The 26,267-nt window shown below is 62.7% G+C and carries 22 protein-coding genes; 11 read left to right on the top strand and 11 right to left on the bottom strand.

All coding sequences use genetic code 11. From position 1 onward, the window contains the following. The first annotated feature begins 11 nt into the window (after window positions 1–11). On the top strand, window positions 12–1,217 hold the full coding sequence (locus ACU5AY_RS17815; RefSeq protein ID WP_446827195.1) for a divergent polysaccharide deacetylase family protein: 1,206 nt from the start codon (window positions 12–14) through the stop codon (window positions 1,215–1,217). Between the two features lie 36 nt (window positions 1,218–1,253). Next, the gene (locus ACU5AY_RS17810; RefSeq protein ID WP_446827194.1) at window positions 1,254–1,781 is read left to right on the top strand and encodes an RNA pyrophosphohydrolase; all 528 of its coding nucleotides are present in this window, start codon (window positions 1,254–1,256) and stop codon (window positions 1,779–1,781) included. Between the two features lie 77 nt (window positions 1,782–1,858). Here ACU5AY_RS17810 and bfr read toward each other — a convergent pair whose 3' ends face one another. The 5 genes from bfr to ACU5AY_RS17785 all read right to left on the bottom strand — a co-directional run bounded on the left by bfr (window position 1,859) and on the right by ACU5AY_RS17785 (window position 8,478). Further along, a complete protein-coding gene (bfr, locus tag ACU5AY_RS17805) occupies window positions 1,859–2,344 on the bottom strand; it encodes a bacterioferritin (protein WP_446822403.1) in 486 nt (161 codons plus the stop codon). Beyond that, window positions 2,310–2,621 (bottom strand): (2Fe-2S)-binding protein, encoded by a 312-nt coding sequence (locus tag ACU5AY_RS17800; protein ID WP_446825985.1) that lies wholly within the window; start codon window positions 2,619–2,621, stop codon window positions 2,310–2,312. The genes bfr and ACU5AY_RS17800 overlap by 35 nt, the downstream gene beginning before the upstream one ends. Before the next feature lie 145 nt (window positions 2,622–2,766). After that, a complete protein-coding gene (locus ACU5AY_RS17795) occupies window positions 2,767–6,090 on the bottom strand; it encodes an error-prone DNA polymerase (protein WP_446827193.1) in 3,324 nt (1,107 codons plus the stop codon). Further along, entirely contained in the window at window positions 6,087–7,622 is a 1,536-nt protein-coding gene (locus tag ACU5AY_RS17790; RefSeq protein WP_446829053.1) for a Y-family DNA polymerase, read from the bottom strand. The genes ACU5AY_RS17795 and ACU5AY_RS17790 overlap by 4 nt, the downstream gene beginning before the upstream one ends. Beyond that, on the bottom strand, window positions 7,546–8,478 hold the full coding sequence (locus ACU5AY_RS17785; protein ID WP_446827192.1) for an ImuA family protein: 933 nt from the start codon (window positions 8,476–8,478) through the stop codon (window positions 7,546–7,548). The genes ACU5AY_RS17790 and ACU5AY_RS17785 overlap by 77 nt, the downstream gene beginning before the upstream one ends. A gap of 208 nt (window positions 8,479–8,686) precedes the next feature. On the opposite strand from ACU5AY_RS17785, the gene ACU5AY_RS17780 reads away from it, so the two are divergent. After that, entirely contained in the window at window positions 8,687–9,121 is a 435-nt protein-coding gene (locus tag ACU5AY_RS17780; RefSeq protein WP_446822400.1) for a metallopeptidase family protein, read from the top strand. Between the two features lie 14 nt (window positions 9,122–9,135). Here ACU5AY_RS17780 and ACU5AY_RS17775 read toward each other — a convergent pair whose 3' ends face one another. Next, the gene (locus tag ACU5AY_RS17775; RefSeq protein WP_446822399.1) at window positions 9,136–9,342 is read right to left on the bottom strand and encodes a DUF1737 domain-containing protein; all 207 of its coding nucleotides are present in this window, start codon (window positions 9,340–9,342) and stop codon (window positions 9,136–9,138) included. 2 nt (window positions 9,343–9,344) lie between these two features. Next, on the bottom strand, window positions 9,345–10,250 hold the full coding sequence (locus ACU5AY_RS17770; RefSeq protein ID WP_446827191.1) for an HpcH/HpaI aldolase/citrate lyase family protein: 906 nt from the start codon (window positions 10,248–10,250) through the stop codon (window positions 9,345–9,347). 114 nt (window positions 10,251–10,364) lie between these two features. Between ACU5AY_RS17770 and ACU5AY_RS17765 the strand changes: the two genes are divergently transcribed. Beyond that, window positions 10,365–10,604 carry a hypothetical protein gene (locus ACU5AY_RS17765; protein WP_446827190.1) on the top strand — a complete coding sequence of 80 codons (240 nt, stop codon included), beginning with the start codon at window positions 10,365–10,367 and terminating at the stop codon, window positions 10,602–10,604. 117 nt (window positions 10,605–10,721) lie between these two features. Continuing rightward, entirely contained in the window at window positions 10,722–11,327 is a 606-nt protein-coding gene (leuD, locus tag ACU5AY_RS17760) for a 3-isopropylmalate dehydratase small subunit (protein ID WP_446822396.1), read from the top strand. A gap of 54 nt (window positions 11,328–11,381) precedes the next feature. Here the strand turns inward: leuD and ACU5AY_RS17755 are convergent, their stop codons facing one another. Together ACU5AY_RS17755 and ACU5AY_RS17750 are read right to left on the bottom strand one after the other, a co-directional pair. Beyond that, window positions 11,382–12,122 carry an HAD-IIB family hydrolase gene (locus ACU5AY_RS17755; RefSeq protein ID WP_446827189.1) on the bottom strand — a complete coding sequence of 247 codons (741 nt, stop codon included), beginning with the start codon at window positions 12,120–12,122 and terminating at the stop codon, window positions 11,382–11,384. After that, window positions 12,122–13,459 (bottom strand): glycosyltransferase family 4 protein, encoded by a 1,338-nt coding sequence (locus ACU5AY_RS17750; protein WP_446822394.1) that lies wholly within the window; start codon window positions 13,457–13,459, stop codon window positions 12,122–12,124. Before ACU5AY_RS17750 ends, ACU5AY_RS17755 begins: the two co-directional genes overlap by 1 nt. Window positions 13,460–13,772: 313 nt before the next feature. On the opposite strand from ACU5AY_RS17750, the gene leuB reads away from it, so the two are divergent. The 4 genes from leuB to ACU5AY_RS17730 all read left to right on the top strand — a co-directional run bounded on the left by leuB (window position 13,773) and on the right by ACU5AY_RS17730 (window position 18,117). Continuing rightward, on the top strand, window positions 13,773–14,885 hold the full coding sequence (leuB, locus tag ACU5AY_RS17745) for a 3-isopropylmalate dehydrogenase (protein WP_446827188.1): 1,113 nt from the start codon (window positions 13,773–13,775) through the stop codon (window positions 14,883–14,885). Between the two features lie 129 nt (window positions 14,886–15,014). Next, on the top strand, window positions 15,015–15,791 hold the full coding sequence (lpxE, locus tag ACU5AY_RS17740) for a lipid A 1-phosphatase LpxE (protein ID WP_446827187.1): 777 nt from the start codon (window positions 15,015–15,017) through the stop codon (window positions 15,789–15,791). Between the two features lie 271 nt (window positions 15,792–16,062). Next, on the top strand, window positions 16,063–17,097 hold the full coding sequence (locus ACU5AY_RS17735) for an aspartate-semialdehyde dehydrogenase (protein WP_446822391.1): 1,035 nt from the start codon (window positions 16,063–16,065) through the stop codon (window positions 17,095–17,097). A gap of 189 nt (window positions 17,098–17,286) precedes the next feature. Then, window positions 17,287–18,117: a lytic murein transglycosylase gene (locus ACU5AY_RS17730; RefSeq protein WP_446827186.1), complete on the top strand. Its 831-nt coding sequence runs from the start codon at window positions 17,287–17,289 to the stop codon at window positions 18,115–18,117. Between the two features lie 54 nt (window positions 18,118–18,171). Here ACU5AY_RS17730 and ACU5AY_RS17725 read toward each other — a convergent pair whose 3' ends face one another. Together ACU5AY_RS17725 and pdxY are read right to left on the bottom strand one after the other, a co-directional pair. Further along, window positions 18,172–18,813: a carbonic anhydrase gene (locus ACU5AY_RS17725; protein ID WP_446822389.1), complete on the bottom strand. Its 642-nt coding sequence runs from the start codon at window positions 18,811–18,813 to the stop codon at window positions 18,172–18,174. 38 nt (window positions 18,814–18,851) lie between these two features. Next, on the bottom strand, window positions 18,852–19,718 hold the full coding sequence (pdxY, locus tag ACU5AY_RS17720; RefSeq protein ID WP_446827185.1) for a pyridoxal kinase PdxY: 867 nt from the start codon (window positions 19,716–19,718) through the stop codon (window positions 18,852–18,854). Window positions 19,719–19,963: 245 nt separating this feature from the next. On the opposite strand from pdxY, the gene ACU5AY_RS17715 reads away from it, so the two are divergent. Both ACU5AY_RS17715 and ACU5AY_RS17710 read left to right on the top strand, forming a co-directional pair. Continuing rightward, window positions 19,964–24,751 (top strand): NAD-glutamate dehydrogenase, encoded by a 4,788-nt coding sequence (locus ACU5AY_RS17715; RefSeq protein WP_446827184.1) that lies wholly within the window; start codon window positions 19,964–19,966, stop codon window positions 24,749–24,751. Between the two features lie 175 nt (window positions 24,752–24,926). Beyond that, window positions 24,927–26,261, top strand: a complete 1,335-nt coding sequence (locus ACU5AY_RS17710) for an MFS transporter (protein ID WP_446829052.1) — start codon at window positions 24,927–24,929, stop codon at window positions 26,259–26,261. Window positions 26,262–26,267 lie beyond the last annotated feature (6 nt).

Raw genomic sequence — 26,267 nt, 5'->3', positions numbered from 1 at the left:
GGGACAGCCGCGTGAAGACGGACCTCCATTCCCCCCTCGGACAGGATCGACCGCCGCGCCGCAAGCGCCTCGGCTGGCTGACGCGCACGCATGTTGCGGCGGCCATCATCGTCGTGCCGATCCTCGGCCTGTCTGCCTATTCCACCGCCACATCCCGCTTTGTCGGCACGGTTGCGCCCGGCGACATTACGGCCACAGAGGTCGCCGCCGGCACACCGCCTCCTTCTGCCGCCGCAGCGCCGGGCGACGCCGCGAAGACGGTCGCGCAGGGACTGCCGCGTGCAGATGCGCGCTCCGGTGCACGGGTCGAGAGGACCGAGACCGACGACGGCAAGGTCGTGACCAAGTTTTCGCCCGGCTCGCGCGACGACAGCGGACCGGTGATCGTCAGCGCCCAGCAGGTCGGACAGGACCCGCGCATGGCCGCGGTGCCGAACCAGGACCTGATCGAGGCGAGCCCCTATGGCGACCTGCCGAAGGTCGGCGACGGCGGCCTGCGGCCCGTCGACCAGTATGCACGCCCGTGGTCCGGCGCCTATGGCAACCGGATTGCGATCGTCGTCAGCGGCCTCGGCCTCAGCCAGACCGGCACGAAGCACGCCATCGACCGCCTGCCGCCGGAAGTGACCTTCGCCTTCGCCTCCAGCGGCAACAGCCTGCAGCGATGGATGCAGGAGGCCCGCCGCGGCGGCCACGAGATCCTGATCCAGGTGCCGTTCGAGCCCCTCTCCTATCCAGCGAACGACCTGTCGCGCGACATGCTGACGGTCGGAGAGAGCGCCAGCGAAAACATCGAAAAGCTGCACCGCGCCATGGGGCAGATCACCAACTATACCGGCGTGATGAACTATCTCGGATCGCGCTTCCTGGCGGATTCGGACGCATTGGACCCGGTGATGCGGGACATCGCCTCGCGCGGCCTGCTGTTCCTGGACGACGGCTCTTCGGGCCGTTCGCTAACCGGAACATTCGCCAAGACGCTCGACATGCCCTATTCGGTGGGCGACGTTCTGCTCGACGGCGATCTAAACCGTGCCGCCATCATGGGCAAGCTCGACGAACTGGAGCGGATCGCCCAGCGCAAGGGGTCCGCGGTCGGCATCGCCTCGGCCTTCGACGAAAGCATTGCCGCCATTGCCCAATGGAGCAAGGACGCCGAGCGCCGGGGAATCGAGATCGTCGGAGTGTCCGCCCTGGCGACCGCCAATGATCAGTAAGCCATGAACGACATGGAATATGCACGAGGACAGTCAATGAACAAGAAGGCCGGCAAGGTGAAAGCGGAAGATCTTCCCTATCGTCCCTGTGTGGGCGTCATGGTGCTGAACGCCGGCGGCCTCGTCTGGGTCGGCCGACGGATCCCGGATGGAAACTCCGAATATGACGGGTCGCCGCAGCTCTGGCAGATGCCGCAGGGCGGGATCGACAAGGGCGAGGAGCCGCTGAAGGCCGCCTACCGAGAGCTCTACGAGGAGACCGGAATGAAATCCGTCTCGCTTCTCGCCGAAAGCGACGGCTGGATCAACTACGACCTGCCGTCAGACCTCATCGGCATCGGTCTGAGAGGCAAGTATCGCGGCCAGACGCAGAAATGGTACGCGTTCCGCCACGAAGGCGATGAGAGCGATATCGCCATCAATCCGCCCCCGGGTGGCCATGAGGCCGAATTCGACGCCTGGGACTGGAAGCCGATGGGCGACCTGCCGGAGCTGATCGTGCCGTTCAAGCGCAAGGTCTACGAGCAGGTGGTCGCACAGTTCGCGCATCTCGCCGGCGGCTGAGAAAGGCAGAACCTGTCACCCAAAAGAAAACCCGGCCTTTCGAGCCGGGTTTCTGATTTTTGCAATCGCTTGTCCGTTTATTCCGCGGCGTCGGCGGAATCGGAATTGAGCTGACCGTATTTTTCTTCGCCGATCTTGCCGAGGAGCTCCAGCTGGGTTTCCAGGAAGTCGATGTGACCTTCCTCGTCCATCAGCAGCTCTTCGAAAAGCTTCATGGAGACATAGTCCCCGGCGTCATGACAGATGTCACGGGATTTCTTGTAGGCCTTGCGGGCGTCATATTCGCCGGCGAGATCGGCCTCAAGCACTTCCTTGACATTCTGGCCGATACGAAGCGGCGCGACTGTCTGCAGGTTCGGGTGGCCTTCGAGGAAGATGATGCGGTCGACCAGTCGGTCGGCGTGCTGCATTTCTTCGATCGATTCGGCGCGTTCCTTCTTGGCAAGCTTGGTGTAGCCCCAATCCTGCAGCAGCCGGTAGTGCAGCCAGTACTGATTGACAGCGCCGAGCTCCAGAAACAGGGCCTCGTTAAGCTGCTCGATGACTTTTTTGTCGCCTTTCAATGTCCGCTCTCCTTTGTTCTTCATGGAATCGTTTCAAGCGCGACATGAAATCGAACATTTCGGCTTCTGTCGAGGGGTGTTCCAGATGGTAACGCTCTGTCGTGCGAATGATGATGTCGACGACATTCGGGAAGCAGCCGCAACAGCGCCCACGCTTCGCCATCGCGTGATAGACTTTCGAAGGCACGATCAATTGCCAGCAATCCTCGTCGAGCAAGGCGACAATGGTGTCTTCGATTTCCTTGTCTGTGATGAAGTTGCAGCTACAAACGAGCATTTCCAAGCGACCCGTCAAACATGACATTTACTATCTGGTTATCTGCTAAACATGGGCTCGTTTGTCAAGAATTTTCTCCCCGCACGCTCTCCTGAAATATCGCCAAGGCGATCAGCATCAAGGCTTTTCCGACGCTGTGCACTCGTCAGTGGAAGTTGCGCCCCTTCGGCATCAGCCCTTCCAGCGCACGTTGATCCTCGCCTTTGTCCTTGCCCAGAAGACCTGCGTAAGATTGCCGCGGCGTGCCGAATTGCCGGGACATCTGCGGCTTTCGGACCTCGTCGGCACGGGCCAGGCAGTCGATGCCGGCCCCCTTTTCCTCCAATAGCGAAAGCAGGGGGCTGAGGTTCTCGATGCGGTTTGCCACCACGTGGATCACGCCGTCCGCCTTCTGCAGCCGGCCCGTCACCTTGACCAGCCTCGAGCCCATGACCACCGGCCGATAGGTCTCGAATACCTTCGGCCAGACAATGGTGTTGGCGACACCGGTTTCGTCCTCCAGCGTCATGAAGATGACCCCCTTGGCGGATCCCGGCCGCTGCCGCACGAGCACGAGGCCGGCCACCGACACCATGCGACCGTTCGCTGTCGTCTCCAGGTCCCGGTTGATCGTGATGCGATCGGCATTAAAGACGCAGCGCAGGAAGGAGACCGGGTGCGCCTTCAATGACAGCGACAGGTAGCGGTAGTCGTTCAGCACTTCCTCGCCGGGCGGCATGGTCGGCAGTTGCATCTCCGCCTCCTTCTGCAGGTCGCCGCCGCCGGCATTTTCGAACAGCGGCAAGCGTTCGGCCGCACTCTGCCCGTCAAGCGCACGCACGGCCCAGAGCGCCTCTCGCCGGCCGAGGCCGATGGAGCGGAAACAATCGGCATCGGCTAGCCGCTCGATCACCGACTTCGACAATCCGGAACGCAGCCAGAGATCGCGGACGGAATCATACCCCGCCCCTCGATTGGCGGCGAGCGCCGTCATGTCATCCTGCGAAAGCCCCTTGATCTGCCGGAAACCAAGGCGCAGCGCCTTGCGCGTGCGGATCGTCCCGCGCATCTCGGCATGCCGCCGCTCGGTCCTCACCGGATCGAAAACGCCGTCCTCAAGGATCGAATCCCAGCAGGACCGGTTAATGTCCACCGGGCGGATATCCACACCATGCTCGCGCGCATCGCGCACCAGCTGGGCCGGGGCATAAAACCCCATCGGCTGCGAATTCAGCATGGCCGCGCAGAAGACATCCGGATAATGCGCCTTCATCCAGCACGAGGCATAGACCAGGAGGGCGAAGGAGGCCGCATGGCTTTCGGGAAAGCCGTATTCGCCGAAACCTTCGATCTGCTGGAAGCAGCGCTCGGCAAACTCCGCCTCGTAGCCCTTGGCGACCATCCCGTCGATCATCTTCTGGCGGAAGGTGTGAATGGTTCCGACCCGGCGGAACGTCGCCATGGCGCGGCGCAGCTTGTCGGCCTCGCCCGGCGTGAAGCCGGCCGCGACGATCGCGATCTTCATCGCCTGTTCCTGGAAGAGCGGCACGCCGAGCGTGCGGCCCAGCACCTCGCGCAGCTCCTCCTTGGGATAGGTCACCTTCTCCTTCTCTTGCCGGCGCCGGAGGTAGGGGTGCACCATGTTGCCCTGGATGGGACCCGGGCGGACGATCGCCACCTCGATCACCAGATCGTAGAAACAGCGGGGCTTGAGCCGCGGCAGCATGCTCATCTGTGCGCGGCTTTCGATCTGGAAGACACCGAGCGTATCGGCCCGGCAGATCATGTCGTAAACCTGCTCCTCCTTTTGCGGAATGGTCGCAAGCGTCAGTTTCCGGTCGTAATGGAGCGCCAGCATATGGAAGGCCTTGGCCATGCAGGTCAGCATGCCGAGCGCCAGGATGTCGATCTTCAGGATGCCGAGCGCGTCGAGATCGTCCTTGTCCCACTCGACCATGGTCCGCCCCTCCATCGCCGTGTTCATCAGCGGCACGACCTCGTCCAGCCGTGAACGGGTAATGACGAAGCCGCCGACATGCTGGGAAAGATGCCGCGGGAAGCTCATGAGGGCCGTGGCATAGCCGAGAACCCGTTGCGTGACCTTGTCCGCCATCGACAGCCCTGCGGCCTTCGCTTCCCGTTCGGTGAAATCGGACGACGACCAGCCCCAGATGCTGCCGGAAAGCGCTGACTGCACATCCTCCGACAGGCCGAAGACCTTGGCGACCTCGCGGCCAGCCGAGCGCATGCGGTAGCAGATCACGGTGGCCGCCAGCCCGGCCCGGTCCCGGCCGTATTTCGCGTAGATATACTGGATGACCTCCTCACGACGGGCGTGCTCGAAATCGACGTCGATATCCGGCGGCTCGCCGCGTTCCGGCGAGATGAAACGCTCGAACAGGAGATCCGTCAGGGTCGGATCGACTTCGGTGATCTTCAGGCAGAAGCAGATCGTCGAATTGGCTGCCGAGCCGCGCCCCTGGCAAAGAATGCCCTGGGAGCGGGCATAACGCACGATATCCCACACCGTCAGGAAATAGGGCTCGTAGCGAAGCTCTCCCACCAGAGCGAGCTCATGCTCGATCTGCCGGTGCACCCGCTCCGGAAGACCATCCGGATAGCGTTCCGCCGCACCCTCATAGGTGAGACGCCGCAAGGTCTCGGCCGGCGTTTCACCCGCGACCGACTCGTCCGGATATTCGTATTTCAACTCCTCCAGCGAGAATTGCAGCTTGCCGAAGAATTCAAGGCTGTTGGCGACCGCCTCGGGATAGTGCCGGAAAATCCGCGTCATCTCCTGCGGCCGCTTCAGATGCCGCTCGGCATTGGGCGACAGCAGATGACCGGCGGCGGTAACCGTCACATGCTCGCGGATCGCCGTCACCACGTCGGCAAGCGGGCGACGCTCGGGCTGGTGATAGAGGGCATCATTGGTGGCCAGCAGCTTCAATCCGGCTGACTGGGCCAACCGGGCAAGGCCGGCAAAGATCTCGCGATCCCGCCCGTCATAATGGGGAACCAGCGCCAGATAGGCATCACTACCGGCTCGCCGACGAAGCCGCGACAGGAAAGCCAGCAGATCGTCAAAGCCCGCATCGCGGTCCGGCAGGACCGCGAGAAGCAGATCGTCCGCCCATTCGAAGAGATCGCTTTCATGAAGCGTACAGTCCCCCTTCTTCGAACGCAGATTGCCTTGGGTCAGAAGACGGCAGAGATGCCCCCAGCCCCTGCGGTTCTTCGGATAGGCGAGAATGTCCGGCGTGCCGTCGGAAAACACCAGCCGGGCGCCCGGCTGATAGGGAATGTTCTCCTCCTTCGCCATCAGATGCGCTCGAACGACACCGGCCACCGTGTTCCGGTCGGCGAGACCGAAGCCGGCAAGCTTCATTCGCGCCGCCGTCACGGCCAGTTCTTCCGGATGCGACGCGCCCTCCAGAAAGGAAAAATTGCTCTTCAGGCCGAGCTCGGCAAACCCCTGATCCGCATTCATGCGAAAACTCCGTGCAGGAACCAGCGCGGCACGCCGGCTTCCCGCTCGTAAAGCCCTTCCCTGAAGAGCCAGAAGCGGCGCCCGGCTTCATCCTCGATCCGGAAATAGTCGCGGGTCGGATGCGCCTCGCCATCAATCCACCATTCGGCCGCCAGCCGCTCGGGCCCCTCGGCTCGCAGAACCCGGTGAAGGGCCCGGCGCCAGCGGAAATGGACGGGCGGCCCCTCGGGCACGTCGGCCATCGCCTCCACCGGTTCGGGGTGGCGGAAGATGCGCAGCGGCCGCTCGGCCCTGAAGGGCGGCGGGCGGGGCTGCCCGACGGCGGACAGACAGTCGGCGGCCTCGCCTGCCGGCATCAGGACGGAGGCGCGCTCCGGCCAATGGCTTTCCCGCGTCATCGGCACCCTCAGGCAATCGGCGCCCAGCCGGGCGCTCACCCGGTCGACGAAGGCGGCAAACGACCGGCCCTCATCCTCCTCGCCGGTAAAATCCGGCTGCTGCTCACGGCAGGGCGCTGCCTGCAGCACGTTGAGCCGCAGCATCTCGAAGCCGTAGCCGGCATCATAGCTCTCATGCAGGGCCGTAAAGCGTTCCTTGAAGAGCGCGCCGATGCGCGGCGCCTCGCGGATCGGCAGGGAAGCGCCGGCAAGAATGCGGAACACCTTGCCGTCGACCCGGAAGAGGAGCAGCTCGAACTGCAATCCGCCCTCTCCGCGCGCCTCGAAGCCGGATTTCAGGGAGCCCGCCAGCTGTCCGGCGAGATGGAGAAGATCGTCCTCATCGCCGACCGGTTCGGAGAGCCGCCGCTCGGCGGACAAGATGGCGACCGGACGGCGCGGCGACACCGATTCCCCCACCGATCCCAATGCCTGGTCGAGCCTGAGGAGCGGTTCGGGACCGAACCGTCGGGCCAGAGGCGCGCGGGGTGCCCCGAGAATGTCGCCGACCCGCTTGAGCCCCGACTTAGAAAGCGCCAGAAGCGTCTCCGCCGATAGGCGCAGACAGGCAAGCGGCATCGGAGCGAGGATCCTGGCCTCGTCCCCCTGAAACGAAACCGCCGGCCCGCCAAAGCGCGAACAGGCCCAGGCGAGCCCCGGCGAGGGGGCGATCGCGCCACGCACATCGAGCCCCATATGGAAAAGCCGTGTGAGAATATCCTCAAGCAGGGCCTGCTCGCCGCCGAAGAGATGGGCGCAGCCGGTGATGTCCAGAAAAAGACCGTCCGGCTGATCCAGCGCCACAAGCGGCGTATACCGGTCGCACCAGTCGGCAATGGCCTCCAGGAAGCGCAGGTCGGCGGCCTCGTCGGCGGCAATGACATCGAGGTCGGGCGACATGGCGCGCGCCTCCGCCGCGCCCTGGCCGCGCTTGAAGCCCATCCGTTCCGCCACCTCATCGAGCGCCGTCACCCGCATGGCGTTGTTGAGCTTGGCCACGCAGGCGACCGGCGGATGATCAGGACGCCCTGTCGAACGCCAGGACAGCCCCCAGCGCCTGCGGGCGATGCGATCCGTCGGCAGATGCGGAAACACCAGTGCCAGAATGCGTTGATCCCGCCGGGACGGAAACGGCGGCGGCATGAGAGGCAGGGCGGAAAAACTGACGGTCATCGGGGTTCCACTCCAGTTCGAACTCGGCAAGGATCGCGTGATGGCTTTTTTCGACGGTAAGACGAAAGGCGGGATGGCCAAGGCTCGCCTCCAGCCGGCTTCCGTCGGAAAGCCCGCGCAGGCCGGACGGCGCCGGGCGGACATTGAGGCGCAGGAGCGCGCTGCTCGCCTCCTCCTCTCCGCCCTGCCGGACGAGAAGCAGGGGGACGCACGCCTCCCGCGCCCGCAAATGCAGGCGGCGGCTTTCCGTCAGGCCGAAATGCCTGGGATTGCCGCAGACCTCCAGGACGACGGCGGAAAACGAGCCGCTAGCGAGCGCCGTTTCCGTCAACCAGAGGGTTTCCTCCAGTTGGCGCGACGCCGCATAAAGCAGGCTCTCCGGCCGCAGGCCGAAATCCTTGAGCCCGGCGGCATAGGGCAGGCCCGCCTCTCGTCCGGCCATGGCATCGGCAATCCAGATCAGGCGCCCATGGCCGCCCTTCGCCTCCAGCCTCGCCTGCATCAGCGCGCAGACGGCAAGCGCGAAGCCACTAGCGGCCGCCGCCCCGGACAACCGCTCGGAACGCAGCTCAACGAGCCCCGAGGACGGCAGGCCGCCCTGGAGTTGCTCATCAACCTCGGCGATGCCCAGAGGCACGACCGGATCCGGCGTCTCCTGGCGCTTCTGCCAGGCGGCATCGCTGCGCGCGGCGGCGACCACGGCGCCACGCCCTTCGATGCGATCGATCTCTGCCTGCAGGGCAGCAACAGTCTGCCGCGCCACGGCCAGCTCTGCCATGACGTTCACTCCTTGGAAATTTTGACGTTTACAGAACCGGCCCGGAGCGTTGCGCACTCTACGGTCCAAATGTTCCCGTTATGTTCTTATGGATTCCAGAGCGCTCGAAAAGAGTCAACCAAAATCTCAGGATTTTGGCCTGCTGCCGGACAGGGTCTCGAAATGATCTGCAGGAAACGCTATATGAGCGCCATGACAAGGAGCATACATGGCCCGCATTGACTTGAGTGAAAACTGGCGGGACAGCCACGCGCCGACGATCAGCGTCTTCGAGTCGCTGGCCATAGAGGCCTATGGCAATCTTCCCGAGGAGTTTCGCCAGCTGACCGGCAACCTCGTGATCGAGGTGACCGATTTCCCGACGGACGAGGTTTTCGAGGACATGGCGCTGGAAACACCGTTCGATCTGCTCGGCCTGTTCGAAGGCCGTGGCATTTCCGAGCGCTTCTCGCTCGAAACCGGTGAGCTGCCGAACCACATAACGCTCTACCGCCGTCCGATCCTCGACTACTGGGCCGAGAATGACGAGACGCTGGGCGACATCGTCACCCATGTGCTGATCCATGAGATCGGCCACCATTTCGGCCTGAGCGACGACGACATGCAGCGCATCGAGGAAACCGCCGATACGATCAGCCGCTGAAGCTTACCGCGCAGCTATTGCTCGGAAAGCTTCATGTCGGGCTGGTAGTCCTTGCCGTGAACATCCTTCACGACCGCCTGCCCGCATTGCATGACGCCGGCCTCTGCATTGAACGCATAGGTCGGGGAACCGGCGAGCGACCAGCCCTGGTTCAGGGCCGCCGTCACCTTGTGGCAGAAGGAAGCATCGTCCGGACCGGTCAGAAAGCGATAGAGTTTCATCGTCAGGCCTTTTTGCGTTCGGCAATCATGCGCGCCTTATGGACGAGGACTTCGGCTTCGGCAAGATGCAGCCGCTCGACCATGCGCCCGTCCATGTTGATGACGCCCATGCCCGCCGCTTCCGGCACGGCGAACGCGGCAATGATCGCCTCGGCTTCCCGAAGCGCCAGGTCGCTGGGTCCGAACGCCGCATTGGCCGGGCCGATCTGGGCCGGATGAATGAGCATCTTGCCATCAAACCCCATGGCCCGGCCCTGCGCGCATTCGGCGGCAAAGGCGCCGAGATCCTTGAAATCGTTGGAAACGCTGTCGATCACGTCGAGGCCATAGGCCCGCGCCGCCAGCACTGTCTGCATCAGCCAGGGGACGAGATAGGAGCGGGAGGGCTCCGGCGGGACGCCGGTCGACTTGCGCAGGTCGTTGAGCCCGACGACGAGGCAATCGAGCCGTGACGCCTGCGTAAGGCCGGACGCCGCGAGCGCCGTCAGGTTCAGGATCGCCTTGGGGGTCTCGATCATCGCCCAGATGCGCAGGCTTTCCGGCGCATCGGCCTCGGCCAGGCGGTCGAGCACGGCGAAGATATCCTCCGGCTCCTCGACCTTCGGGATGAGGACGGCATCGGGCCGGCAGGCAAGAACGCAGTCCATGTCGGCGGTATGAAACGCGGTCCCCGGCTCGTTGACGCGGATGATCGTTTCCATTGCGCCGGCGGGCCTGTCGGTCAGTGCGTCCAAGAGATTTTGCCGCGCCTCGACCTTCATCTCCGGGGCGACGGAATCCTCGAGGTCGAAGATCACGGCATCGCAGCCAAGCGAGGCGACCTTGGCGATCGCCCGCTGGTTGGCCGCGGGCACGCAAAGCACCGAGCGGCGGATACGGACGGGGTGAATGGGCGCTGAAGGCATCATGACAAAGTCATGCCAAGCTTTGCCGCGCCGCGCAAGCTCCGACAAATGGCCGCATCCCTCTTGAAAGCGCCGCAATGAAATCTCACATTGCTCATCATGAAAGGATTTTTCCCGATGCAGAACATTCGCGCCATCCTCCTCACCGTTGCCGGAGCCGCCCTTGTCGGCCTGACGTTCGTTTTCGCGGCGTCGCTGACGGTTGCCTTCACCGGCATTCTCGCCCTCGTGATGATCGGCCGCGCCATCTCCCTTCGCCTGAAGCCGGCCCACGTTCACGCCCGCACCGCCAAAGGTCGCGAGGAAGACCGGATGCGCATCTGGAACGACGGTCGCGGCACCATCATCGACCTTTGAGCGAGAAGAAGTTTTTTCTTCATTTTTGCCCGATTTTGCTCTATTGCCGGGGCAACTGAAATTCCGGACGGTCATAAGGCGCCGTCCGGTTCATGTATGAGAAGGCAGGAAGGGCTTATGGACAAGTTCGTCAAACTCACCGGCGTCGCCGCACCCTACCCGGTCGTCAATATCGACACCGACATGATCATTCCGAAGGATTACCTGAAGACGATCAAGCGCACCGGCCTCGGCACGGGTCTTTTCGCGGAAGCCCGTTACCTTGACGACGGCTCGCTCAACCCCGATTTCGTGCTGAACAAGCCGGCCTACCAGAAAGCCCAGATTCTTGTCGCAGGCGACAATTTCGGCTGCGGCTCCTCGCGCGAGCATGCCCCGTGGGCGCTTCTCGACTTCGGCATCCGCTGCGTCATCTCGACGAGCTTCGCCGACATCTTCTACAACAACTGCTTCAAGAACGGCATCCTGCCGATCAAGGTGACGCCGGAAGAGCTGGAAAAGCTTCTCGACGACGCAAGCCGCGGCGCCAACGCCGTGCTGACGGTCGATCTGGAGAGCCAGGAAATCACCGGTCCGGATGGCGGCAAGATCTCCTTCGAGATCGACGAATTCAAGCGCCACTGCCTGCTGAACGGCCTCGACGACATTGGCCTGACGCTGGAAAAGGTCTCGTCGATCGACACGTTCGAAAAGAAGAACGCCGAAGTTCATCCCTGGGCCTGAAGCCCGGCGGATGTCAGGAACGGACCGGCCCATCGGAAACGGCGGGCCGGTTTTTTATTGGCCGACGCCCCAGTGTTTCAGTCCCTCGATCACGCCATCGGCCATATGCGCCTTCGCGCGGTAATAGCGGTTGTCTTTCGACGTGAGGGCCACCAGTTCCGGCAGCGCATTGCCGACGACCACGCCGCGCACCTCCGACAGGCGGAACATGCCGGCATCATTGCCGCTGTCGCCGGCGACGACGACCTGGCCTAGGCTGATGCCGAGGCTGTCGCATAGCCAGGTCAGCGCCTCGCCCTTGTCGGCCCGGTCGGGAAGGACATCGAGATCGCGGCTGCTCGAATAGACGAGCCTTGCCGCATAGCCGGCCTCCTGCAGCCGCTGTTCAATATCCTGAATTTCCGCTTCGTCGGCGTCGCGCAGATACCAGCTGGACTTGTGGCCGTGCTGGTAGCGTTCCGGCTGCCGCTCGATGCCGGGAATACTCCGCATCACCTCGTCGATCGCCATCACGTCGAAATCCTCACCGAGCATCGATAGAAAACCGGCCCGGTCGACGTCCGGATGGTCGCCGGAGAGCATGGTGCCGACGCCGCCGATATAGATATCCGGAGGCGGCAGGCCTTCCTCCGCCACGACGTCCTCCATATCGTCGATCAGCCGGCCGCTGTTATAGACCAGCAACGGCCGCGACTCCGGATCAAGGGATTGCCAGAAATCGCGAAACCGCAAAACTGCCAGCGTGTTGCCGAGCAGCGTGCCGTCGAGGTCGGAGGAAAACAGCCGTATCGTCATCAGTCGTCATCGTGCCAGGGTTCGGCCCATTCCTTGTCATGCGCCATGGCCTGGCGCATGGGACGCCCCTCGACCAGCGCGATCAGCTGCTGGGCGATGCCGGTCCAGGTAAACAGGCTGCGGGATTTGTGCGCGCCCATGCGCGAAAGCCGGCCATAGAGCCGCGCATGCTTGAAGGGTTTCATCATGGTGATGCCCAGATCCTCCTTGTCGAAAGGATCGGCAAACAGGCCATGGCGGCCGTAGCTGATCGCCCGGAAGAGCCCGCCATGCACCGTCACCACGGTCGGCGTGCCGCTGGCCATCGCTTCGATTGCGGTCATGCCGAAAGGCTCGTATCGGCTTGAAAGCACGAACATATCGGCCGCGCGATAGTAATCCGGCAGATCTTCGTCGGCGATGAATCCGGCAAACGTTACCCGGCTATCGAGACCAAGTGTGCTGACTTGAGCCTTCAGCTTGTCGAGAATCGAGCGTTCGTGTTCGTCCATATTCTCGCCGCCGACGGCGAGATGCAGATGCGCGTCCGGGACGCGGTCGGCCAGCACGGAGAAGCCGTCGATCAGTAGGTCGTAGCCCTTGTTGGTCGCCAGCCGGCCGAGCGCCAGCACGGTCTTGCCCTCGAAACCGACCTTCTTGCGCAGCATCTGCCGCGTTGCTTCCGACACCGGGAAGAAACGGTTGTCGTCATAGCCCGGCGGAATCATGTGCACAGCCTCGCGGCTGAGACTGTAGTCGTTGATCAGCATGTCGAGCTGCACGGGCGTCGTCGCCACCACCATGTCGCAGCTGCGATAGATGATCAGCTCATGGCGAATGCGTTCGGAAAAGTTGAATTCCGTCTCGAACTGGTCTGCCTTGTCCGGATAATCGGTCTCCATCTGGCGCTTCTTCCACATGCCGAGCGAGTGCGGCGTGTGGATGTGCGGAATGGAGAAGGATTCGGAAAGCCGCTGGCCGGCCACGCCCGCATCCCAGTAATGGCTGTTGATGAAGAAGTACTGCAGATTGTTCTGCTTGATGTAGCGGATCGCCTTCTCGCACCACTCCATCAGGTGGCGGTGCAGGTATTCCTTGGGAATGAATTCGCGGCCGCCGCAGGGAATGCGCACGACGCGGACGTTCTTGTCGACCTCGTCGATTTCCGGCTGGTCCTCGAACCGCCTAGTGAAGATGTCGACGGCAAAGCCGAGCTGCGCCAGCTTCTTGGCAAGTTCGATGACGTAAACGACCTGCCCGCCCGTGTCTGCCGCGCCGAGCGGCGGATCGGCGGCGACGTAACCGTGTGTTGAAATGAGTAGAATGCGGCTTAGGTAATCTGAATTTTCTGATGTCATGATGATTAAGGCTAGATGCTCCTCTGTTCATCATCAAGGGATAATGGCTATTTTTTAGCCTGGCGCATTTCTGTGACAATTTTAGGCAGAGCACACAGAGCGCGCCAAGACAGCAACGCACAACCCGCACCGAGGTTCCCGCATTGCCGCGAATAAATTCAGCCGCGCGGGGACCCAGCCGGTAATGACCCCGCTGAGATTGCCCCCGAAACGTACCGCGCCGTACGGCGAAGGCCGCTATCCGGCTTGAAAAGCCCCCTGACGCCGTTTATGAACCGCCAACTCCTCATTTTCAGTCAAAAAAGGTGCCCTCATGACCGTCCGCAATCTGTTTCTCCTGCCCGGCGACGGGATCGGTCCGGAAGCCATGGCCGAAGTCCGCAAGGTCATCGCCTACATGAACAGCGAGATGAACGCCGGCTTCGAAACCGACGAAGGCCTGGTCGGCGGTTGCGCCTACGACGCCCATGGCGCGGCGATCTCCGAAGGCGACATGCAGAAGGCGCTTGCCGCCGACGCCGTCCTGTTCGGCGCAGTCGGCGGACCCAAGTGGGACAGCGTGCCCTACGAAGTTCGCCCCGAGGCCGGCCTCCTGCGCCTGCGCAAGGATCTGGAGCTCTTCGCAAACCTGCGCCCGGCCATCTGCTATCCGGCGCTGGCTAATGCCTCCTCCCTGAAGCCGGAACTGGTCGAAGGCCTCGACATCCTGATCGTCCGCGAACTGACGGGCGGCGTCTATTTCGGCGAGCCGAAGACGATCACCGATCTCGGCAACGGCCAGAAGCGCGCCGTCGACACCCAAGTCTACGACACCTATGAAATCGAGCGCATCGCCTCGGTCGCCTTCGAACTGGCCCGCACCCGCAAGAATGCGGTGTGCTCGATGGAAAAGCGCAACGTCATGAAGTCCGGCGTGCTGTGGAACCAGGTGGTCACCGAAACCCACAAGGCGAAGTATTCCGACGTGAAGCTGGACCACATGCTGGCGGATGCCGGCGGCATGCAGCTCGTTCGGGCTCCGAAACAATTCGACGTCATCGTGACGGACAACCTGTTCGGAGACATGCTCTCAGACGTCGCCGCCATGCTGACCGGTTCGCTCGGCATGCTGCCGTCGGCCTCGCTCGGCGCACCGGATGCCAAGACCGGCAAGCGCAAGGCGCTCTACGAACCCGTGCACGGCTCCGCACCGGATATCGCCGGTAAGGGCATTGCCAACCCGATCGCCATGATCGCCTCGTTCGCCATGTGCCTGCGGTATTCGTTCAACATGGTCACCGAAGCCGACAATCTCGAAAAGGCAATCGCCAACGTCCTCGACAGCGGCATTCGCACCGGCGACATCATGGGTGAAGGTTGCCGCCAGGTCGGCACCACGGAGATGGGCGACGCCATTCTGGCGGAATTCAAGACACTTTCCGCCTGATCCCTTGTTTTCCATGCGCGCGCTTCCCTATCTGTTGGGGGAGCGCGCCGCGGGAAACAAAAGTTTCACGTGAATCATTGCTCCGCGGCCTTGACAGAACTTGATAAAAACAGGTGAGGCGAGAAATCCTTGCAGGCATCTTTCCGTGAATGGCAGAATTGGCTTGAAGGGCGCAAGCGCCGCAATTGCACGCTGTTTCCCAATCTCTATTGGCGCCAGACTCTTGCCGTCACCGCCGGTCTCGTCTTCATCGCCGCACTGACGCTGGATATCCCCTTGGGCATGTCGGCACGGGAACTGCCCGCCTTCACCCGGGCGCTTGGCAGCGACATCACCGATGTCGGCAAATCCGGCTGGATCCTTTTCCTCAGCGCATTCATCCTCATCGCCGGAACGGCGGCATGGTGGAGAAACCGCACGCGCCAGGGCATTCGCGCCCTGATGTACGCCAATCTCGCCGCCTATGTCTTTCTGTCCATCGCGCTCTCCGGTCTTTCGGCCAACATCATCAAGCGCATCATCGGCCGGGCTCGCCCGATCTATTTCGACGATCTGGGTCCGTTTCACTTCTCTGCCTTCAGCGGCAGCCGCTTCGAGAGCTTCCCCTCGGGCCATGCGACCACCATCGGCGCGCTCTTCATGGCCTTCGCGCTGCTCGCCCCGCGCTACCGCATCGCCTTTTTCCTGATTGCGGTCTTCTTCGGCATGACCCGCGTCATCGTCGGCGCTCATTATCCGAGCGACGTGATCGCCGGCCTCGCCTATGGAAGCTGGTTCTCCTTCATGATGGCCGCCGTCTTCTCCCGCTACGGCCTGGTGTTCCTGATCGACCGGCACGGCATACCGGCACCCCGACTGCCGCTCTTCAGCGGTATCCGCGCCTGGAAGGCCAAACGGACCACTTGACTCCTGCAAAAATGCTCGTATTACCTCGGCTTGAAAGGGAACCGTCCTATGCAAGACCGCTTTGACATTGCCGGCCAAGACGCGCTTGAAGCGCATGTCGCCGCATGTTCCCTTTTCGTGACCAAAACCAAGGCCAAAACGAAAACGACGAAAACCGTCTGACGTCCTTCGGCCTGCCGCTCTCTCCCCGGTAAGCCGGGGACGGAACGCCGCAACATGCGGTCGTTCACCTCCAAACCGACCGAGGAGAGGCAGAAAAGAGAGCAGGAAAATGGGTTTCAAAATTGCAGTCGCCGGCGCAACCGGCAATGTTGGACGTGAAATGCTGACGATCCTTGCCGAGCGCGGTTTCCCCGCCGACGAGGTTGTAGCGCTGGCTTCCAGCCGCTCCATCGGCACCGAAGTGTCCTTCGGCGACAAGACGCTCACGGTCAAAAACCTTGAAACCTATGACTTCTCCGACACCGACATCTGCCTCATGTCGGCCGGCGGCGACGTATCGAAGAAGTGGTCCCCGAAGATCGGCGAACAGGGCTGCGTCGTCATCGACAACTCCTCGGCCTGGCGTTACGATTCCGAGGTTCCGTTGATCGTTCCGGAAGTAAACCCGGACGCCATCGTCGGCTTCAAGAAGAAGAACATCATTGCCAACCCGAATTGCTCAACCGCCCAGCTCGTCGTCGCCCTGAAGCCGCTGCACGATGCGGCCAAGATCAAGCGCGTCGTCGTCTCGACCTACCAGTCCGTCTCGGGTGCTGGCAAGGAAGGCATGGACGAACTCTTCAACCAGACCCGCGCCGTCTTCGTCGCCGACCCGATCGAGAACAAGAAGTTCACCAAGCGCATAGCCTTCAACGTCATCCCGCACATCGACGTGTTCATGGAAGACGGCTACACGAAGGAAGAATGGAAGGTCCTGGCCGAAACCAAGAAGATGCTCGACCCGAAGATCAAGGTCACCTGCACGGCCGTGCGCGTACCGGTCTTCATCGGCCATTCGGAATCGGTCAACATCGAGTTCGAAAACGAGATCACGGCCGATCAGGCCCGTGACATCCTGCGCGAAGCCCCGGGTTGCCTCGTGATCGACAAGCATGAAAACGGCGGCTACATCACGCCTTACGAATCCGCCGGCGAAGATGCGACCTACATCTCCCGCATCCGCGAGGACGCAACCGTCGAGAACGGCCTCAACATCTGGGTCGTCTCCGACAACCTGCGCAAGGGCGCGGCACTGAATGCCATCCAGATTGCCGAGCTGCTCGTCAATCGCGGTCTGATCAGCGCCAAGAAGAAGGCCGCCTGACCCTTCGGCGAAGAAAAACACGTTCCAAAGGCGGCCCCGGAGGCCGCCTTTTCTTTTACGTGTCAATATATCGCAACACAGGCCGGAGAATGCGCCATTTTTTAACGCTCTCGGAGTAGGGCAGTGGTGACAGAAACCCGGTAAACTGGCATGTTTCCGCCGAATTTCCGAATCCCCCAGGAGAATTTCATGCGAGCAGTAAAAACGATACTTGCGAGCGCCGCACTGGCAGCCGCAACACTTCTGACCACCGTTTCCGGCGCATCGGCGGCAGCAAAATGCGGCAATACCTCGGCCGGATTCGACAACTGGGTTCAGGATTTCAAGCAGCAGGCGCAATCGCGCGGCATCAGCTCATCCACGCTGAACAAGGCCTTCTCGGGCGTCAAGTACAACGTCCCGACGATCCGTGCCGATCGCGGCCAGCACAGCTTCAAGCTCTCCTTCGACCAGTTCATGCGCAAGCGCGGCGGTGCGTCGATCATCTCGCGCGGCAAGCAGGTCAAGCGCGCCAACGCCTCGCTGTTTGCGGCCATCGAAAGCCGCTACGGCGTGCCGGCCGGTCCGCTGATAGCCATCTGGGGCATGGAAACCGGCTTCGGCGGCTTCCAGGGCAACCAGCACACCCTGTCCGCTGTCACGACGCTCGCTTTCGACTGCCGCCGCTCGGCCTTCTTCACCGACCAGCTCTATGCGGCTCTGGAACTCGTCCAGAAGGGCTACCTCAGCCCGTCGGCACGCGGCGCCGCCCATGGCGAAATCGGCCAGACGCAGTTTCTGCCGCGCAACGTCATCCGCTACGGTGTCAGCGGCGACGGCAACCGCAGCGTCGACCTGATCGGTTCGCGTGCCGACGCTCTTGCCTCGACGGCCAACTTCCTCGTCGGCCACGGCTGGCGTCGCGGCGCCGGCTATCAGCCCGGCCAGGCCAATTTCGGTGCGATCCAGGGCTGGAACGCCGCCGGCGTCTACCAGCAGGCGATCGCCTATATCGGTCAGCAGATCGACAGCGCCCAGTAAGGGCCGCCGCCATTACAATTGAAACGAGATGATGACCGGCCCCTTGCGGGCCGGTTATGCGTTGGGACGAATGAAATCGCCGGTATCGGCGTCCATCACCCAAAGCTCGCCGGTCGAAATGTCAAACCAGGCGCCATGCAGCTGGATCTTCCCCTTGTCTTCCAGGATCTTGACACAGGGAAAGGTTCGGAGATTCGCAAGCGAGTTACGGATCGACACCCGCTCGAGCGCGGTCTGCCGTTCCGATGTCGTCATCAGCGTATTGCCGATGATCTGCGCCGCGGTCGGCCTCAGCATTCCCATCCACTTGCCGATGAAGTCACCGGGAGAAAGCGGTTCGCCATCCGGGTTGAGCGCGGCATTGATGCCGCCGCAACGCCCGTGTCCCATCACCAGGATGTCCTTGACCCTCAGCGACTGCACGGCGAATTCCAGCGCCGCGGAGGTGGAATGATAGTTGCCGTCCGGCTCGTAGGGCGGAACCATGTTGGCGACATTCCGGATCACGAACAGTTCGCCTGGCCCGCAATTGAAGATGGTTTCCGGCGCGGCGCGGGAGTCACAACAGGCAATGACCAGCGTCTGCGGCTTCTGGCCCTGCTCGGCCAAAGCTTTGTACCGATCGCGCTCGTCATGATAACGGCCGCCCATGAAGTCGTTGTAGCCATCGAGCAGCCTCTTGGGAAAACGCAGCATGATTTTTGATCCCTGTTCTTGGTCTGTTTGGAATGGTTCTAGCGGCTTTTGGCCGGATGATGAAGCCGGCGCATCTGCACCATCGCCATCGGCGTGGAGAGGCTGGCGATATCCGTCTCCAGCATCAGTTCGTCGCTGCCGCGCTTGACGGCACGGGCGGCCACTTCGAAAACACTGGACGTCGCCATCTGCAGCGCCCGCTCCTCGTCCTCGCCCTTGACGAGGCGCGACAGCATGAGAGCGGCGAGCAGATCCCCCAGCCCGTTCGGAGATCCTTCGATGGCCCGGTGCTCGGCCATCAGGGCATGCCGGCCCGACAGGAAAAGGTTGCCGGTGCTGCCCTTCATCATGGCAACCGCCGAGGTCGCCAGCACCTGCGCCGGCCCGAGCGACAGCGCGGCATCGATGACGGCGGCATTGGTTTCCAGCGAAGCGCCGGCCATCCAGCCAAGTTCGAACCGGTTGGGCGTGGCGAGCGAGGCAAGCGGGATCAACTGGTCTCGGACGGCTGCCGCGGTCGCCTCGGGGATGTAAAGGCCACCGAAATCGCCCATCACCGGATCGCAGACATAAAAGAGGTCAGGTCGCCGGGCCCGAAGCGCACGGATCAGGCGGGCGGCGGAGTGAACCTGCTGCTCATTGGCGAAATAGCCGGTCAGGACCGCCTTGATCTCCCCTGCCCGTGGCGAATTCGCCAGATCATCCAGCGCCCGCTCGAAATCGTCCGGTGCGAACGAGAGCCGCGTGGCCGGCCCATGGCCCGGATGCCAGGGCAGCACGACGGTGGGCATGGCCCATACGGGATGGCCGAGCGCCTCCAGAGCAAAGGCCGCAGCCCGGTTTCCAACGGAGCCGCGAACCACATGGCTGGATATGACGAGTACGGCCGGAGAGACGTCTGACATCGGGGGCACCACAAACACGTTAAGGCTCATCAACCCATTAGGCGGCCGATGTCAACACCTTCGTCAGCCTTACGATTATTTGCATAAGTCAAATCGATTCAATCATGGCGGAGGAGAAAAGGCGCTCGACTTTGAGGGAAAATCGACGTTATGACTGGGAAAATGCAGATTCCAGAACGCGACTGAAGCGAATTCAGCCCAAAATTTGCGGATTTTATCCGAAATCGTCACGGGAGGACGTCTAAATGGCTTCGCGGAACAGCTCCAGACACGAACGGCTTATCGAACAGGCCCGCGCCCTCGCCAAGGAAAGCGGTGCGCCCCATATCGACCCCGCCTACCTGTTTGGACGAGCCAGCAATGACGACCTGGAGCATTACTCCGCTGACATGCTCGCCCGCTCCGCCGTGCACGCCGCCGGCGAAATCTTCAGCTGGGACGGGGAAAACACCCGGATAACAATCTCTCAGGTCGAAGGGGTGGAGCCCGGTGGACAGGCGGCAAGCGTTCTGTGCATCACCGACCGCAACATGCCGTTCCTCTACGATTCCGTCATGACCGAGGTCTCGCAGAACCACCGTGATCTCTTTCTCGCGGTTCACCCGATCCTCGAGGTATCGGCCGACGGAAGCGTCGTCCTCTCCCAGCCCGGCCAGAAGTCGCAATCGGAAACCCGCGTCAGCCATATCCAGCTGCACCTGCCGCTGCTCGCCCGGGAACAGGCCGAACAGCTGGTCACCCGACTCTATCACGTCCTCTCGCAGGTCCATCTGGCAGTCCGCGACTGGCGCCCGATGCTTTCCAAGCTCGACACCGCCATGGAGGAGCTTGCCGCCTACAATGCCAGCCGGAAGAAATCCGATCGCGACGAAGCGCTGGCCTTCCTCACCTGGCTGCGTGACGAGAACTTCACCTTCCTCGGCATGCGCGACTACGTCTATTCCGGCAGCGGTGCGAGCGCGAAGGTGGAGCGCGATCAGGGACAAGGCCTCGGTCTTCTCTCCGATCCCGACGTCCTCGTCCTGCGCCAGGGACCGGAGGCCGTAACCACGACCCCGGAAATCCTCGAATTCCTCGACGGACCGGACTTCCTGATCGTCACCAAGGCAAATGTGAAATCGGTCGTCCACCGGCGCGCATACATGGATTATGTCGGCGTCAAGCGCTTCGACAAGGACGGTAACGTCATCGGCGAGTTACGCATCGTCGGTCTCTTCACCTCCACCGCCTACACCCAGGCGACCTCGGAAATTCCTCTTCTGCGCTCCAAGGTGCAGAAGGTCGTCGATCATTTCGGCTTCGACCCGCAGAGCCATTCCGGCAAGATGCTGATGAACACGCTGGAAACCTATCCGCGCGACGATCTGTTCCAGATCGACGCGCCCTTGCTCGCCCGCTTCTGCGAGCAGATCAACGACCTGAGCGAACGGCCGCGCGTGCGGGTCCTGCCACGCATCGACCATTTCGATCGCTTCGTCTCGCTTCTCGTCTATGTGCCGAGGGACGAATACAATTCGGCCGTCCGCGAGAAGATCGGCAATTACTTCAAGACCGTCTACGACGGCCGCGTTTCCGCTTACTACCCGGCCTTCCCGGAGGGCGGCGTTGCGCGCGTGCACTTCATCATCGGCCGCTCGACCGGCAAGACGCCGCGGGTGCCGCAGGCGAAGCTGGAAGAGGCCGTCAGGGAGATCGCCAGCCGCTGGGATGTCCGCTTCGCCCAGCTCGCCGGCTCCAAGGCGCCGCGCATCGAAACCAACCAGGCCTTTCAGGAAGCCTTCACGCCGGAAGAGGCGGTTGCCGACCTTCCGCATGTGATCGCCTGCCGCAACGGCGCCGAAATCAGCATCGACTTCTACAAGAGCGCCAGTGATCACGGCGACATCCTGTCGCTGAAGATCTTCCATGCCAACTCCCATCTCGCGCTCTCGCGCCGCGTCCCCTTGCTCGAGCATCTGGGCTTCAACGTCATCAGCGAGCGCACGTTCGAACTCCACGTCTCGACCGGCGACGACAGCAACCAGGTGATCGTCCTCCACGACATGGAACTGGAACCGCAGGACGGCCGGAATGTCGACCTGGAGCGGCGGGGGGCAGCGCTGAAGGAAGCCTTCATCGCCGCCTTCGCCGGCACGGTCGATGACGACATCTTCAACCGGCTGATCCTCGGAGCCGGACTTCAGGCACGCGAAGCAAATGTCCTGCGCGCCTATGCCCGCTATCTGCGCCAGACCGGGATCACCTATTCGCAGGGCTATCTCGCCGAAACCCTCAACAAATACCCCGATATCGCAGCCGACCTGTTCACCCTCTTCAAGGAGCGGATGGACCCGGCTGCCTCGGACAAGACGCGCGCACGGCGAACGGAAGCCCTGACCGAGAAGATCGAGGAAAGCCTCTCTTCCGTACCGAACCTCGACGAGGACCGCATCCTGCGGCGCTTCATGAATGCGATCATGGCGACGCTGCGGACCAACTATTTCCAGACCGGCCCCGATGGCAAGCCGAAGCCCGTGCTCGCCTTCAAGCTTGACCCGGCGGCCCTGGAAGGGCTTCCCAATCCCCGCCCCTTCCGCGAAATCTTCGTCTACGGCGTCGAGGTCGAGGGCGTGCATCTGCGCTTCGGCAAGGTTGCCCGCGGCGGCCTGCGCTGGTCTGACCGCGCGCAGGATTACCGCACCGAGGTACTCGGCCTCGTGAAAGCCCAGCAGGTCAAGAATGCGGTGATCGTCCCCGTCGGCGCCAAGGGCGGCTTCTATCCGAAGCAGCTGCCGGCAGGCGGCAGCCGTGACGAGGTCTTCAACGCCGGCCGCGAGGCCTACAAGACCTTCATCCGCACGATGCTGTCGATCACCGATAACATCGACGGCAATGATGTCGTCGGTCCGGCCGACACGATCCGCCTCGACGGCGACGATCCCTATTTCGTCGTCGCCGCGGACAAGGGAACCGCCACCTTCTCCGACACCGCCAATGCGCTGGCGCAGGAAGCCGGCTTCTGGCTGGATGACGCCTTCGCCTCGGGCGGTTCCGCCGGCTACGACCACAAGAAGATGGGGATCACCGCCCGCGGCGCCTGGGAAGCCGTGAAGCGCCATTTCCGCGAAATGGGAACGGATATCCAGACGACGCCGTTTACTGTCGTGGGCGTCGGCGACATGTCGGGCGACGTGTTCGGCAACGGCATGCTTCTGTCGCCGAAGATCCGCCTGCTCGGCGCCTTCGACCATCGCGACATCTTCATCGATCCGGACCCCAATCCGGCGACCTCGCTTGCCGAGCGCAAGCGCCTGTTCAATCTCGGCCGCTCCAGCTGGCAGGACTACAACAAGGACCTGCTTTCCAAGGGCGGAATGATCATTTCCCGCGCCGAGAAGTCGGTGAAGCTGACCGCGGAGGCCGCAGCCGCGATCGACCTCAACAAGACCGTTGCGACGCCGTTCGAGATCATGACGGCGATCCTGAAGGCACCGGCCGATCTCCTCTGGTTCGGCGGCATCGGCACCTATATCAAGGCGCCCGAGGAGACCGACGCCGAAGTCGGCGACCGCGCCAACGATCCGATCCGCATCAATGGCGGCGATGTCCGCGCCCGGGTCATCGGCGAAGGCGCCAATCTCGGCGTCACGCAGAAGGGCCGCATCGTCTACGGGCTCAAGGGCGGCCGCTGCAACTCCGACGCCATCGACAACTCGGCCGGCGTGAATTCCTCCGACGTCGAGGTCAACATCAAGATCGCGCTCGCAAGCGCCATGCGCGACGAACGGCTGACGCGCGAAAAGCGCAATACGCTGCTCGCCTCCATGACGCCGGAAGTCGCAGAGCTGGTGCTCAGCAACAATTACCTGCAGACGCTCGCCATTTCGCTGACCGCCGACAAGGGTGCCGCGAACGGCCAGGAACTCGGCCGCCTGATGAATGTGCTGGAAGCCGACGGCCATCTCGACCGCCATGTCGAAACCCTGCCGGACGATGCCGCAATGACCGAGCGCTACGCCAGCGGCAAGACGCTGACGCGCTCGGAAATCGGCGTGCTGCTGTCCTATGCCAAGATCGTCCTCTTCGACGAACTGGTGGCGAGCGACCTGCCGGACGATCCCTATTTCGCCGATCTTCTTGCCGGCTATTTTCCGCAGAAGATGCAGCGCACCTACGCCCAGGACATCGCCGGGCACCGTCTGCGCCGGGAAATCATATCTACCCTGCTGGGCAACGAGACGATCAACTGGGGCGGACCGGGCTTCATCGTGCAGATCGGTGATGCCACGGGCGCCACGTCCGCCGATATCGTCAAGGCCGCGGCGGTCGTGCGCGACGGCTTTGACCTGACCCGCCTCTGGGAGGAAACCCACAAGCTCGACGGCGCCATTGACGGCAGCCAGCAGAACGCGATCTACGCGGAAATCTGCGCCGTGCACGCCATGGCGACGCAGATCCTTGCCAAGACCGGCGTGTCGGCGAACGGCATGGCCGAGCACGTCGACGCCATCAAGGCTGCGGTGAAGAAGCTCAAGTCGGTGATTCCGACGCTGATTTCCGAGGAGATCGCCACGGGAATCGGGGAGCGTGAAGCGCGCATGATCGATGCCGGTGTTCCGGAAGAACTGGCGAAGGAAATTGCCGCCCTGCGCGGCCTTCTCGTCATCCCCGACATCATCGAGATCGCCACGGATTCGGCGCAAAGCCTGCAGCGGGCGGCCATCGCCTTCTTCGAGGCCGGCAAGGCACTTCATGTCGACCAGTTGATCGTCTCCGGCAACAGGGTGGTCACCGCCGACCATTACGACACCCTCGCGCTGGTGCGCTGCCTCGATCAGATCGCATCGGCGCGCCGCCGCATCGCCGTGGCCGCCATGACCGGCAACCCGAACCACAAATCACCGGTCAGCGCCTGGATTTCCGCCGACAAGGGGGCAATCGAGCGCATGGCTGCGGAACTGCGCATTCTGGGAGACAAGGCCGATCCGACGCTCGCCAAGGTGGCCGTCGCCGCGGGCATCCTGAACGACCTTGCGCAAACCGCCTCCAGGTGAGACTGTCTGACACGCCGTCCGCAGGGAGCGCCGCCAAAGCGGACTTCCGGCAGGCGGCTGAACGTCACCCGGCCGCCTGCCCCGGCGGTCGCTCGTCCGGAGACATGCCTTGAATTCAGCATCCGATGCACTGGCTCACGCTGCGCCGGCCACGCGCAGAGGCGTATTGGGCTGGATGTTCTTCGATTGGGCCGCCCAGCCGTTCTTCACGGTGGTCACCACCTTCATATTCGGCCCCTATTTCGTCTCCCGCCTGACGACCGATCCCGTGTCGGCGCAGACGGTATGGAGCAACATGGGCACGATCGCCTCGATCGTCATTGCCATCCTCTCGCCCATCCTCGGCTCGATTGCCGACCGCAGCGGAGCGCGAAAGCCATGGATCGCCTTCTTCGCGACGATCAAGATCGCCAGCCTGTTCATGCTCTGGTTTGCCGCCCCGGGCTCGCCGCTGATCTATCCGGTCATCTTCATGATCCTGGCGTCGATTTCCGCGGAATTCTCCATCGTCTTCAACGACTCTATGATGCCGCGTTTGGTCTCCACCGAAAATGTCGGCAGGATATCCAACATCGCCTGGGGGCTCGGCTATCTCGGCGGCATGATCGTCCTGATTTTCCTGGTGCTTTTCCTCGCCGGAAGCCCCGAGACGGGGCTGACCATCCTCGGCGCCAAGCCGCTCTTCGGCCTCGACGCGGCAGCCGGCGAAGACGCCCGCGTCACTGGTCCGATTTCGGCCGTCTGGTACTTCATCTTCATCATGCCGATGTTCTTCTTCACCCCCGATGCGAAAAAGGGCGAAGCGCTCGGCGCTGCGGTCCGCCACGGCCTGTCGGACCTGAAGTCGACCCTGAAGGAGTTGCGAGGCCGGCCCGCCATCCTGCGTTTCCTGGTCGCGCGGATGATCTACCAGGACGGCGTCAACGGCCTTCTCTTCCTCGGCGGCGCCTTTGCGGCTGGCATGTTCGGCTGGGCGACGATGGAAATCGGCATCTACGGCATCATCCTCAATGTCGTCGCGATCGGCGGCTGCTGGGCGGCTAGCGCCATCGACCGGATCTTCGGCTCAAAGGTGACCGTACTTTCCAGCCTTGTCTGCCTGACGGTCGCCACCGCCGGCATCATATCCACCGGACCGGGCTACACCCTGTTCGGCCTCGTTCATCTGTCGATGGTGGACAATGGCGGCATCTTCGCGACGGCGGCGGAGAAGGCCTATATTCTCTACGGTGTGCTGATCGGCCTGGCCTTCGGCCCGGTACAGGCGTCATCGCGCTCCTATCTCGCCCGCAGCATCTCGCTCGACGAGGCCGGCCGCTATTTCGGCATCTACGCGCTCTCCGGTCGCGCCACGAGCTTCATGGCGACCGCAAGCTTCTCGCTGGTCGCCTACCTGACGGGTTCGGCCCATCTTGGCATGGCGATGCTGCTCGTCTTCCTGTGCGGCGGGCTTGCGATCCTGATCGGAACGCCATATCCGGCCGGTTCGCCCGGCCGGACTGCCGCATGACGGATG

Source organism: Rhizobium sp. PAMB 3174, assembly GCF_052908375.1.
The sequence above is the reverse complement of the archived record's forward strand: the minus strand, read 5'-3'. Positions and strand labels throughout refer to the sequence as shown.